Source organism: Pseudomonas sp. 91RF (assembly GCF_003576265.1).
GTDB classification, from domain to species: Bacteria; Pseudomonadota; Gammaproteobacteria; order Pseudomonadales; family Pseudomonadaceae; genus Aquipseudomonas; species Aquipseudomonas kribbensis.
Window position 1 is genome coordinate 59,915 of record NZ_QWFC01000049.1, and the last position, 12,340, is coordinate 72,254.

10 protein-coding genes and 4 tRNA genes are annotated in these 12,340 nt (G+C 60.1%); 10 read left to right on the top strand and 4 right to left on the bottom strand.

The genetic code is table 11. The annotated features are described in order from the left end of the window. Positions 1-96: 96 nt before the first annotated feature. Positions 97-1,062: a bile acid:sodium symporter family protein gene (locus DXT77_RS26935; protein ID WP_119429829.1), complete on the bottom strand. Its 966-nt coding sequence runs from the start codon at positions 1,060-1,062 to the stop codon at positions 97-99. Positions 1,063-1,207: 145 nt separating this feature from the next. Beyond that, complete coding sequence (gene rdgC, locus DXT77_RS26945) at positions 1,208-2,128, bottom strand: recombination-associated protein RdgC (protein ID WP_007950430.1); 921 nt, start codon at positions 2,126-2,128, stop codon at positions 1,208-1,210. A 159-nt stretch (positions 2,129-2,287) separates the two neighbouring features. Between rdgC and DXT77_RS26950 the strand changes: the two genes are divergently transcribed. The 4 genes from DXT77_RS26950 to DXT77_RS26965 all read left to right on the top strand — a co-directional run bounded on the left by DXT77_RS26950 (position 2,288) and on the right by DXT77_RS26965 (position 2,821). Then, positions 2,288-2,363: transfer RNA gene (locus DXT77_RS26950), tRNA-Val, on the top strand. A 19-nt stretch (positions 2,364-2,382) separates the two neighbouring features. Next, positions 2,383-2,459, top strand: a tRNA-Asp gene (locus tag DXT77_RS26955). Between the two features lie 190 nt (positions 2,460-2,649). Beyond that, positions 2,650-2,725 (top strand) — tRNA-Val (locus tag DXT77_RS26960). 19 nt (positions 2,726-2,744) lie between these two features. Continuing rightward, positions 2,745-2,821: transfer RNA gene (locus DXT77_RS26965), tRNA-Asp, on the top strand. 145 nt (positions 2,822-2,966) lie between these two features. On the opposite strand, the gene DXT77_RS26970 is transcribed toward DXT77_RS26965, so the two are convergent. Together DXT77_RS26970 and DXT77_RS26975 are read right to left on the bottom strand one after the other, a co-directional pair. Further along, positions 2,967-4,103, bottom strand: coding sequence for a catalase family protein (locus tag DXT77_RS26970; RefSeq protein WP_119429833.1), 1,137 nt, complete (start codon positions 4,101-4,103; stop codon positions 2,967-2,969). A 26-nt stretch (positions 4,104-4,129) separates the two neighbouring features. Then, positions 4,130-5,938, bottom strand: a complete 1,809-nt coding sequence (locus DXT77_RS26975; RefSeq protein WP_119429834.1) for a di-heme-cytochrome C peroxidase — start codon at positions 5,936-5,938, stop codon at positions 4,130-4,132. A gap of 270 nt (positions 5,939-6,208) precedes the next feature. Here DXT77_RS26975 and DXT77_RS26980 point away from each other — a divergent pair, with 270 nt between their 5' ends. The 6 genes from DXT77_RS26980 to DXT77_RS27005 all read left to right on the top strand — a co-directional run. Continuing rightward, the gene (locus DXT77_RS26980) at positions 6,209-6,925 is read left to right on the top strand and encodes an FKBP-type peptidyl-prolyl cis-trans isomerase (protein ID WP_119429831.1); all 717 of its coding nucleotides are present in this window, start codon (positions 6,209-6,211) and stop codon (positions 6,923-6,925) included. Between the two features lie 294 nt (positions 6,926-7,219). Continuing rightward, positions 7,220-7,675, top strand: coding sequence for a YkvA family protein (locus tag DXT77_RS26985; RefSeq protein WP_085732321.1), 456 nt, complete (start codon positions 7,220-7,222; stop codon positions 7,673-7,675). Positions 7,676-7,789: 114 nt separating this feature from the next. After that, positions 7,790-8,131 carry a helix-turn-helix transcriptional regulator gene (locus DXT77_RS26990; RefSeq protein WP_007950435.1) on the top strand — a complete coding sequence of 114 codons (342 nt, stop codon included), beginning with the start codon at positions 7,790-7,792 and terminating at the stop codon, positions 8,129-8,131. Further along, entirely contained in the window at positions 8,128-8,499 is a 372-nt protein-coding gene (locus tag DXT77_RS26995; RefSeq protein WP_003223109.1) for a hypothetical protein, read from the top strand. The genes DXT77_RS26990 and DXT77_RS26995 overlap by 4 nt, the downstream gene beginning before the upstream one ends. Continuing rightward, positions 8,500-8,907, top strand: coding sequence for an SEL1-like repeat protein (locus DXT77_RS27000; protein ID WP_119429832.1), 408 nt, complete (start codon positions 8,500-8,502; stop codon positions 8,905-8,907). A 224-nt stretch (positions 8,908-9,131) separates the two neighbouring features. Beyond that, a partial coding sequence (locus DXT77_RS27005) for a DUF6531 domain-containing protein (RefSeq protein WP_147407028.1) occupies positions 9,132-12,340 on the top strand: 3,209 nt, incomplete at its 3' end.

The window sequence follows — 12,340 nt, forward strand, 5'->3', positions numbered from 1 at the left end:
TTGACGGGGCCGTCCCCGGATTGAAAACTCGATTGAGCCGCAGGGTCGTCCCCGCGTGGCGCACATAGTACCTAATAATGTGCGCCGGGGACCCGGTCAGTCGGCAGGCTGCTGAGCCAGAGCCTCACGATCTTCCTTCTCGCTCATGCGTCGGAAGTACGTCGAAAGCAGCGCCCCGGAAATGTTGTGCCACACACTGAACAGCGCGCTCGGAACCGCCGCCAAAGGCGAAAAGTGCGCACTGGCCAGCGCGGCACCCAGCCCCGAGTTCTGCATGCCGACCTCCAGCGCCAGCGATTTGCGCTGGGCCAGCGGCAAGCCGAACAGGCGCCCGGTGAAATAACCCAGCAAGTAGCCGAAGCTGTTGTGCAGCATTACCACGGCCATGATCAGCAGGCCGGACTCGGCGATTTTCACCTGACTGGCAGCAACCACGGCAGCGACGATGATCACGATGCTGACCACGGACACCAGCGGCAAAACCTCCACCGCGTGGCGAACCCTGTCACCGAGCAAGCGTTGTGCGACGACACCGAGCACGATCGGCAGCAGCACCACCTGCAGAATCGACCAGAACAATTCCATGAACGAAACCGGCAACCAGGCCGAAGCCAGCAGCCAGATCAGCGCCGGCGTCAGCAGCGGGGCGAGGAGGGTGGTGACGGCGGCGATGGCCACCGACAGCGCCAGATCGCCCCGGGCCAGCCAGGTCATGACGTTCGAGGAAGTGCCGCTCGGGCAGCACCCGACCAGAATCACCCCGACGGCGATTTCTGGCGGTAGATGAAAGATCTGGCAAAGCAACCACGCCATCCCCGGCATGATCACGAAATGCGCGACCACGCCCAGCGCCACACGCCATGGATGGCGGGCAACGGCGGCGAAGTCGTCGAGTTTGAGGGTCAGGCCCATGCCGAACATCACCAGCCCGAGCAGCGGCACGATTGCGCCTTTCAGGTTGAGGAACCACGCCGGTTGCAGAAATGCGACCACGGCGAAAATCAGAACCCAGTAAGCGAAAGTGTTGCCGACAAAACGACTCAGTGCAGCCAGTGCGCGCATGGCCTGTTCCTTATTATTGATTGAACCCCGGAAACCAATGTGGGAGCGAGCCTGCTCGCGATGGCGGCGTTACAGTCGACAAAAATGTTGAATGTACCGACCTCATCGCGAGCAGGCTCGCTCCCACAGGTGAAACTCGCAGGCTTTAGATCCCCTGCGGCGTCTCTTCACCGCCCAGTGCTTCCACCAGCGCCGGCAGGAAGTCGCCGAAGGTCAGCATCATCAGGGTGAAGCTGGCGTCCAGTTGGCCGAGGGCCTCGTCACCGCCGTCCTGTTCCGCCTGATCCTGCAGCAGATCTTCGAACTTCAGGCGTTTGACGGTCATCTTGTCGTCGAGCATGAACGACAGTTTGTCCTGCCAGGCCAGCGACAGTTGAGTCACTACTTTGCCGGTGCTCAGGTGCAGCTGGATTTCTTCGCTGGTCAGGTCCTGACGCTTGCAACGGACGATGCCGCCGTCTTCGTGGGTGTCGCGCAGTTCGCACTCGTCCAGGACGAAAAAGTCCGGAGCGGCTTGCTGGGTGGTGACCCATTCGGTCATCACGGCGGTTGGTGCGGTTTTCACGGTCAGCGGGCGAACCGGCAGGGTGCCGATCACTTCGCGCAGGGTGGAGAGCAGGTCTTCGGCGCGTTTCGGGCTGGCCGAATTGACGAGGATCAGGCCCTGTTTCGGCGCGATGGCGGCGAAGGTCGACGAGCGGCGGATAAAGGCGCGGGGCAGGAACGCCTGGATGATTTCATCCTTGATCTGGTCGCGTTCCTTCTTATAGACCTTGCGCATCTGCTCGGCTTCGATCTCTTCGACCTTTTCCTTGACCGCGTCACGCACGACGCTGCCCGGCAGAATGCGTTCTTCCTTACGGGCGGAGATCAGCAGGAAGTCACCGCTGACATGCACCAGTGGCGCATCTTCGCCCTTGCCGAACGGCGCGACGAAACCGTAGGTGGTCAACTCCTGGCTTGCACATGGACGCGCCAGTTTGGTGGCCAGTGCAGTTTCCAGCGCCTCGGCATCGACAGGCAGGTCTTGGGTCAGGCGATAGATAAGCAGGTTCTTGAACCACATGGGGTGAGTCTCTCCTTTATACAAAGGGGGGCATTATTGTCTTCGCCGGGTCATAGGCCAACCCTTCTCTAAGCCTTTGGAAGGCCTGAGAAAATTATTTAAAAAAGTGCTTGCCAGAGGTTGGGTCGCTCCGTAGAATGCGCGCCACACCGAAGCGAAGGGTGATTAGCTCAGCTGGGAGAGCGTCTGCCTTACAAGCAGAATGTCGGCGGTTCGATCCCGTCATCACCCACCATTCGTTTCAAGTGTTTAGCGCAGCGGTAGTTCAGTCGGTTAGAATACCGGCCTGTCACGCCGGGGGTCGCGGGTTCGAGTCCCGTCCGCTGCGCCATATTCGGTAACCTGGAACACTGAACGCCAGGTCACCACGGAAGAACCCGCCAAGGCGGGTTTTTTTCTGCCTCGAGTAGTACATGCGGAATGTGTCGTTTCACCGGTTTTCGGATTTATTTGAAAAAAACTTCAATTAAATCAACACTTTACGAAAACTTGTGGCATAATGCGTCCCGTAACGAAGCGAAGGGTGATTAGCTCAGCTGGGAGAGCGTCTGCCTTACAAGCAGAATGTCGGCGGTTCGATCCCGTCATCACCCACCATTCGTTTCAAGCGTTTCGCGCAGCGGTAGTTCAGTCGGTTAGAATACCGGCCTGTCACGCCGGGGGTCGCGGGTTCGAGTCCCGTCCGCTGCGCCATATTCGGTAACCTGGAACACTGAACGCCAGGTCACCACGGAAAGCCCGCCCAGTGCGGGCTTTTTGCTGTCTGGCGATTGGCTTTTTGCTCGTCCGGGCATGAAAAAAGCGACCTGCGGGTCGCTTTTTTCGTTTCTGCGGGTTGTTACTGGCTGGCGTTGCGGCTATGCCGGTAATCACTCACCGCTTCATACACCGCCTTGCGCAGGCGATTGATTCCGCCAATCGGGCGATGGGCGTCGATGCCGAACCATGGATTGAACGACAGGTTGTCGCATTGCAGGTTCAGGGCCGGGGTGTCGAAGTCCTGCGGGGGCAGGGTGATTTTGGCTACGGTCTGAAATGGACTGTCCTGTTCACGCCACTCAATGCTGGTGTCTTCGATCGGCATGTAATTGTTCGCGTCCTGACGCTGGATCTGCAACACAAAACACGCGGGCACCCGATCCGTGGACAGTTGCTGATTCAACGCACTGCGCAGGAAGTTCGGCAGATCCTGGTTTTGCTTCGGCAGCGTGTAGGTCGGGCAGTTGTCCGGATCCGGCATCACCCGGAACTTCGCATTGGCCTCGCCGAACTTGTAGGGCGAAACCGAAAAGTAGGTCGTACGCGTCGAGCTCTCCGGTGGTGGAGAAAGCGTTGCCAGCGCAATGAACAAATGCCTGATCTGCCAGGTTCGCGGGTCCCAGCCCGGAAAGAACGCCATGACCTTCTTGCCGTCAGCCTGCGCCGCCACATTCTGACGATATTCAGCGACATCGCTGACAAAGAAATTCGGATGGCTGAACATCACGAAATCCTGCTCGTGCAGGCCCAGACGGTCACCCAGCAACTGTTTGCCCGGCACATCGAGCAATTTGATCGCCATGCCCCGGGCATCACGGATGCTGTCGAACTGCGGGTAGGCGTTGCCGTTGGACAGGCGCATCGTCGCCTGCCAGATCTTGCCTGGCTCGCTGAACACACCGCGCCGCAGATCCTGAGCCAGGTCCGGCAGCACTTGCACGTCGGCCTTCACACAACCGTGAGCCTTGGCATGGGCGTCCCGCAGAAAACGCGTGCTTTCCCGGTGTTGATCGACAATTCGCACAGCGGTCTGGATAACGTCTTGCGTCATGGCCGCTTCGCCGTCCGGAATCTGCTCCAGTGCCGATACCGGTCCCCGGTGCTGCCAGGCAAACCAGGCGGTGGCCAAAGCCCAGCCGATCAGGCCGATCACCAGCAAAAACAGCAGGGTTTTGCCCAGCAACCGCCCCAGCCACAACCAGAATCGCGCCAGCATCGATGGCTTCTTGAATGAATTGAAGATCATGGCAGTTGCGCCTCCAGCGGGCCGCCCAGCACTTTCAGATATTCCAACAGCGCCCAGCGCTCCTCAGGCTGCAACAATCGTCCGATGACCCCGTTACCACGCTCGCCGGCGCGGAATTCATGGCCACTGTTGTGGTTGCCGGTGATGCGCGTGTCGAACAGGAAAGCGTTGGTAAAGGCTTCGGTGCGATACCCCAGATGCCGAGGGTCGTATTCCAGGGAGCCTTTATAGAAAGTGGTGGAGCGTTCATCCTGCGGCGACAGCAGTTGATACAGGCTCGGCACCGAGCCGTTGTGCAGGAATGGCGGGGTAGCCCATACACCAGCAAGCGGCCGGGCCGTGTAGGCGACTTTTTCCCGGACGCCGATGGGCAGACCGAAGCCGTCGAGTTCCGGTTTTTCCTGCGCTGTGACGCCCGCTTCACGATAAGCGCGGTTTTCAACGAATGCCGTCACGTAAGCCAGGCCCTTGGCCACGGATAACTGGCTGAGATCGAGCGGTTCTTTGGACGTGGGATGCAGTTTCACGTCCATTTTCTCCAGTTCCGCCGGATTCCATTGCAGCGCCGTCAGGTCGAAACGGTGGTTGGCGATGTTGTTGGCCGCGTTCGGATCGGTTCCGATGACATCCACCGGCAGTATGTGCAGATGCTGGACCCAGCGTTCACCTTCCTGCGTCACCCGAGGGACGTGGCAGCCTGCGCAGTTTTCGGTAAACAGGGCTCGACCCTTGGCCGCCAGTGGTTTGTCGACTTTGCCAAACAGTTCTTCTGGCCATGCGGGTGGCTGAAGTTTTTGCAGGGTTTCTTCGATCTTGTGCAGATCGCGCACGCGCACGCTCGATGCGTAACGTTCGTCGCCCTGTAGCGGCTGGCCATTGGCATCGAAGAAATTCAACGTGGCGCCAACCCCCAGTGCCTCCCCGATATTGCGCGCCATCGGCTGCTGCGCCGAGCCGTTCCACTGCACCCAGTCAAAGGTCCACATGTCCCACAGTTGCGGGTAATCCACCGGGGCGTTGGCCACGCGATAGTTGGTGGGGGAGATTGCATCGCCGAAGGTCGCGTTGGCGATTCGTCCGAATGCATCGGTTCGGCCAGGACCTTCCTCGGTGGGATAGAGGCCGCGATGGGTGTCGTTCCACGCCACTTTCAGGAATGTATTCAGCGATCCTTTGAAGTCTTTGCGCAGTTGTTCGTGGCGTGCGTCGTATTCTTCGCCGAGAACGGTGCGGGCGAAGCGCTCGAATTTCCACGGGTTGTAGTAAGTGGAAGCCAGACTGGCGACCAGGGCCTGTCCGAAACTGCCGCCACGCAATGTAGGAACGCTGGAAGGCAACACGTGCTGCGCCGAGCCGCCGTCAATGCGCACGGCCTGACCGTTGAGATGCAGTTCACCGGTGTGGCAGGCCGCGCAGGTGATGTCCAGATATTGCTCAGAGGTGCCCGGGTTCTGATGCCGGGTGAAACCCACCGGCAGATTCCCCGGATTGTTTGGCGTGGCTTTTTGCTGCGGATCGACCAGAAAACCGAAGCGTGCGAGGTATTCCGGAGATGCGAAACGTTGCTGCGAGAACGGCAGCTCCAGTGCCTGGAACCACTCATAGTGCAGCCCTTTGACCTGGGTGCCTTGCGGCGTGAAGTAATAGGTCTGACGCTGCTCATCGCTCCATTGCTGGAGGTAATGCACCTGTTTTACGGGGGCGGGGAAGGGCAATTTCGGATTGGCGACATAGTAGAGAACCACCGCCAGGGCCAGTCCCAGCAGTACCACGATCAGCATCAGTACACGGAATAAGAGGCGCAAGATGAACATCCTTGTCGAGTTGTTGCGCTGTTATGCCTGAGCCGGACCGCGTGCGGCAAGTGGCCATTACGCCAAGTGTTGTGGGAAGGGGCATCGGTCACTGTCAGGGCAAGATGACAGAAGCTTCATCATGGCTTTGCCCAAATGCTTTTTAATCCCTGAACTTATCGGAAGATTCCTGCTCTCATGCCGGTAGCCATTGGTCGTGGCGGCCTGATAAGCTCGCGGCTTTACTCGATTGCCCTTTCGGCGCATGAACAAGGAAATAGCATGAAACAGCATCGGTTGGCGGCGGCGGTTGCCCTGGTTAGCCTGGTCCTCGCGGGTTGTGATTCGCAGACCAGCGTAGAGCTGAAAACCCCGGCGCAAAAAGCTTCCTACGGTATCGGCCTGAACATGGGCAAGAGCCTTGCTCAGGAAGGCATGGATGATCTGGACTCCAAAGCGGTAGCCCAGGGCATCGAAGATGCCGTCGGCAAGAAAGAACAGAAGCTGAAAGATGAAGAACTGGTCGAAGCTTTCGCCGCGCTGCAGAAGCGTGCCGAAGAGCGCATGGCCAAGATGAGCGAAGAGTCGGCAGCCGCCGGCAAGAAATTCCTCGAAGAAAACGGCAAGAAACCAAGCGTGACCACCACCGCTTCCGGTCTGCAGTACGAAGTGGTCCAGAAAGCCGACGGCCCACAGCCCAAGCCTACCGACGTAGTGACCGTTCACTACACCGGCAAGCTGACCAACGGCACCGTATTCGACAGCTCCGTCGAGCGCGGCAGCCCGATCGATCTGCCGGTCAGCGGTGTGATCCCGGGTTGGGTCGAAGGTCTGCAACTGATGCACGTTGGCGAGAAGTACAAGCTGTACATCCCTAGCGACCTGGCTTACGGCGCCCAATCGCCAAGCCCGGCGATCCCGGCCAACTCGGTTCTGGTTTTCGACCTGGAACTGCTGGCCATCAAGGATCCAGCCAAGGAAGACGCCGCAGCCAAGTAATTGGCCCCGGTTTCGACAACAACGCCTCGCTAATGCGGGGCGTTGTTGCATCTGGTCGACGCCCGGCGTAAACAGAGCGAACTGACAGGCACCACGACAGTCCTAGACTTTGTAGCTGCCCGCGCTAGACGCCCTGAGCCGCCAAGTCAATGAAATATTGGGGTTTTTTATGTGAGTAAAAAACGCCCGATCTGAGCGCAGCCCTTATGAACCGGGGCTCTCAGCGTTGAAATGCAGCTCTGTTCACAAGGTTATCCACAATTTGTGTGGATAACATTTCAACGGGAGAAATAGATGAAAGCTCCATGGAATTTCGCCCGGTTCCTGCCATTGGCCGGACGACTCCTGGCCCGTGGCCGCTTGCCGACGCTGCTGTTTGCCGTGGCCAGCAAAGGCGCCGCCCAGGGCAATCGTCTCGGCAAGCTGAAGGATGACCTGCGATTGCTCCAGGCACTGTGTCTGGCGTACTGGCGTGGCGAGTATCGCGCGATCAGTCCCAAGGCAATGATTTCGGTCGTTGCGGGCCTGATGTACTTCCTCAGTCCGGTGGATGCGATCCCGGATTTCATTCCCGTTTTCGGCATGCTCGATGACATCGCCGTCCTCGCGTGGGTGATGAAAACCCTCGACGACGAACTCAACGCATTCCGCTTGTGGCGTCAGCGACAATCGCCAGAAAAGCTCAGGGTTGTCGAGCGCCTGCCCGATACACCCGAACAACTTCAACTTCAGGGCCCGAAAAAGTCCTGAATCGCGACAGCCTCTTATACAGATAGATACCCCCCACGACCTTGGCCGCTGTTAGGATTACACTTCTAGGGAAAAGTGCCGACTCGCTAAGTGTTGTTGTCCTACGGGGTAGTCATGGATATTCAGATAATTGCACGCGATGGCGAACCCGAATATGCGGTTCTGCCATGGGCTCAGTATCAGGCTCTACTGAAAGCAGCAGGCATTAACGAAGCACCGTCGCAACCGGCTCCAGCGCCGCTTGCGGCCACACCGGACCCGATTCTTCCAGGTCTGGATCAATTACGCAGTTTGCGCGAAGGGAAGGGCATCGCCATTGAGGCGCTGGCCCGCACGGTAGGCATCAGCCCGTCTTACCTGGCCATGATCGAAAGCGGTGAGCGTCTGCCCGACGCTGCGATTCGCCGTAGCCTGGCCTGGGAGTTGACGGTGCCAGGGTGGAGGGAACAATCGTGAGCGTACGCATCAGTCGTCAACATTGGGACGGATTGCTGGGGGAGCTGGACCAGGCGCGCAGGCAGCGCCATCTTCTGACCTATCGAGCCTTGCTCGAACGTCTGCAACTGCCGACGCCGGCGATGCAGACCCTGACCGCTGCACTGGAGCATCTGGCTGCGCTGGACGCGAAAGCCGAACAACCGTTGCGCAGTTCGCTGGTGATCAGCCAGGGCGCCAGTCGCCTGCCACGCACCGGTTTCTTTGAGTGTGTCGAGCGTCTGGGGCGATTTTCCGGGCCGTCCGATGGTGTAGCCGCCGCCTCCTGGCATGCCTCGGAAGTGGTGCGGGTCTTTGAGTACGAGTACCCGGAATCGGCGGAGGCCTGAGTGTTTTTACGACTCAAGGCGCGGGCAAGTTACTGGCTGGCCCGCAGGCTGTTTCACTGGTCGTGGTTTGTCCGTCAGCCCCGAGGCTGGCGTTGGCTCGAAGGGCAATTTGCGCGCATGGCCAACCTGGGCGATGTCGGCGCGCAAAGCTTTTACGGCCACATCCTGACGTTTCGCGGCGTGGGCCTTGGGGCGCGTGAGGAGGGCGTCCGGTTGCTGCGGCTGGCGGCGCTGGCCGGGGATGGCAAGGCCGCGTATCAAGTCGGTGTCATCAGTCTTGCCGGTACACCGAGCAAGGCTCCGGACCCTTTGGAAGCGGCTCGTTGGTGGACCATGGCCGCCAAGGCCGGACATCCGTTGGCCGAACTCAAATTGAAGGAGCTGGCCGGCCGGGACTCTTCTTCGTAAACAAGTCATTTGTTCCGTGAGCGGGGCGAGAGGGAAACCTCCCGCCCCGTTTTGCGTCTGCTGTGCGATAAAGATCAGTTACAGACTTCTCCTACATCCTCCGCCTACTCGCCTGACTTCTTTTCCGTTTGATCCCCCGCAAAGTCCTTCGCCTGATTTTTGCGCGAGGGAACGCCCATGTTCGACCCGGTTTTTCATTTCGTCATGCGCATGGGAATGCGCTGATGGAAGCCATCACCCGCATCGAGCAAGCACTCGACAGCTTTCCCCGCACCCTCGACCTCTATCGCGAACAGCTCAGGCATTGGCTCAATCGCTCTGCTGACAGCATCAGCCATGCGGCCGATTTGCCGTCGTTGATGGGGATGGAGCGGATCATCCGTTTCGGCGAGCACAGCACGGCGGTCGCCATTGACGACAAGCGTTTCTCTTCGGCGGTCGTGCAATGCCCGGAAACCGGGCGGATGGAGATCGAGAGCAAGTTTGAGTCGGTGTACGACATTCCGTTGGGCGACATCGTTGTCGATGTGGTGGCGGTGGATGGCGGTGAGGTCAAGTCCGTCACGCTCGATGCCCAGGGCAATGGTTTGTTCACCGGTGAGCCGGGCAAGTTCTATCGGGTGGTGGTGCACGGCGAGGCCAGCGAGAAGCAGGTTGATGCGCTTTTCGAGTCCTACGATGGGCTGACTCGGCAGTTGGATGGCTGGTTGCGCAGCGAATGGGAGGGCTTCAAGCCGCAGTGGTCGCAGTCGGTGGCGACGGCGGCGGGTAATGGCCTGCTGGCCGGGAGCTGGGCGGCGATCGAGGGGGTGTGGGACAGCATCGGGTTGTTGTCGGAGATTCTCCAGGATCCCGGGAAGTTTGCCGAGCGCTTGGGCAGTGGTGCTGCACAGTTGATCGCGCTGGCAGAAACAGCGCCTGAAATGATGGAGAAGCTGCAGTTACTGGTCAGTGACGAGGCGGCGCTGTGCCTATTGCTGCGTACCGCCAGCCTCTGGCTGGAGATGCTGCCGCCTACTGAAATTGCCGGAAAAACCGCCGAGGCGGTCTCGATGGTGGTGGTGCAACTGCTGATCGATGTGTTGATCGGCGTTGTGCTGACCTTCGTTGGTGCCGGGGCGGGGATTGCGTATCTGACCTTGCGCCTGGTGGATAGTGGCGCTCAGTTGTTGTCGGCGGTGACGCGTCTGGTGAAGGCGTTGTTCAGCATTGTCGGCACCGTCATCGACTACGTGAACCACTACAAATCCGTCGCTGTACGAGGTATCGCAGCCGGCGTGAAGAAGGGCCGCATGCAATTGCGTTGGGATGCCAAACGCAACGCTTCCCTGAAAAAAGATGAGCACCACGACGACAAGCCTGATCAGGCGAGGAACCCTAACGGCGACAGTGCCGACTGTGTGCCCCGCACCTGCACCAACGGTTGTCCGGTGTCGATGGTCACTGGCGAAGAGCTGCTGACGCTGACCGATGGCGTGTTGGATGGATTGCTGCCGTTCGAGTTCAGTCGGTTGTATCGCACCAGTGCGGTTGAGATCGATGTCGGACTGGGGTTTGGCTGGAGCCATTCGCTGGCGCATCGGCTGGAGATTGATGGCGCTTCGGTGGCCTGGATTGACCACGAGAACCGGCGCACGCGGTTTCCGCTGCCGAGTGTCGAGCGGCCGGCGATTCACAACAGTCTGTCGCGGGCGGCGATCTTTCTTGGGGATGAGCCGGAGGAGTTGATCGTTGCGCTGGCGGGTGAGGCGGCGCGGTTTTATCACTTTCGGGCGGGGCGTCTTACGGTTGTCAGCGATGCGTACGGCAATCGCCTGACGGTTCATCGGGATCTTTCCGACCGTGTGCAGCGGCTGGATAACGGGGCCGGTCGGTCCTTGTTGCTGCGCTATGAGCGGGCGCATCTGGTCGCGGTCGATTATCAGGTTTTTCGTGAGTCTGCCTGGCGTACCGAGCAGACGCTGGCCAGTTACCGCTTCGATGCCCGTCATCGGTTGATCGAGGCGACCAACGCCGTCGGCGAGAGCGAGCGTTACGACTACGACGATCAGCACGTCATTTTGCAACGGCAGTTGACGGGCGGCGCGAGCTTCTTCTGGGAGTGGGAGCGTTCCGGCAAAGCGGCGCGTTGCGTGCGGCACTGGGCGTCGTTTTCGCAGATGGACACGCGTTACGTCTGGGACGACGCCAGCAGTGTGCGGGTGCAGTACGTCGATGGTCGTGAAGAGGTTTACGTCCACGACGACACGGCGCGGCTGGTGCGTCAGGTCGCGGCGGATGGTGGAGAGCAGCTCAAGGCCTACGATGCGCAGGGCCGATTGATCGCCGAGCAGGATGCGCTGGGGGCGGTCACCGAGTACCGCTACGACGACGTCGGACGGTTAGTTGCGCTGATTCCGCCGGACGATGCGCCGACGTCCTACGAATACCGCAACGGTTTCCTGCACCGCCGTAGCCGGGGCGACGCTGAGTGGACCTACCGGCGCAACGCCCAGGGCGATGTCACCGAAGCCGTCGATCCCGGCGGCCATGTCACGCATTACCACTACGACCCGCAGGGGCGATTGCTGTCGATCCGCTATCCGGACAGTGGCCGCCACGTGTTCGTCTGGAATGACCTCGGCCAACTGGTCGAGGAGAGCCTGCCTGACGGTGGCGTTCGGAAGTTTTCCTACGACGCCTTGGGACGGCGGATTACTGCGCAGGACGAACACGGCGCGATCACCCACTATGCGTGGGACGCCGTTGGCCGACTGATCCAGACCACCTCGCCGACCGGTGCCACCCGTGCCTGGTCCTACAGCGCCTATGGCCAGATCACCGCCGAACGCGATGAACTGGGGCGCATCACCCGCTACGAGTATGACGACGATCTGCATCTGGTCAGCCGGCGGATCAACCCTGACGGCACGCGGCTGCAGTACCGCTACGACCATACGCAGCTGTTGCTGACGGAAATCGAGAACGAGTCGGGCGAAAAGTACCGGCTGGACTACACGCCCACCGGACTGATCCGACAGGAAACCGGCTTCGATGGGCGGCGCACCGCCTACGCCTATGACCGCAACGGCCATCTGCTGGAAAAGACCGAGTTTGGTGACGACGGCTCGACGCTGGTCACCGGCTACCAACGTGATGCTGCCGGACGCCTGCTGCTCAAGACCCTGCCGGACGGGGTCGAGGTCAGCTATCGCTATGACCGTTTAGGCCGTTTGGTCGGGGTGGACGACGGCCAGGATCACCCGCTGGCCTTCGAATACGACCTGCAGGACCGCCTGGTACGCGAGCATCAGGGCTGGGGCACCTTGCGTTACACCTACGACGCCTGCGGCCAGCTCAGCCGGATGCGTCTGCCGGACAACAGCAAGCTCGACTACCACTACGCCAAGGGCGGCGCGCTGACCGCGATCGACCTCAACGGCGCCTTGCTCAC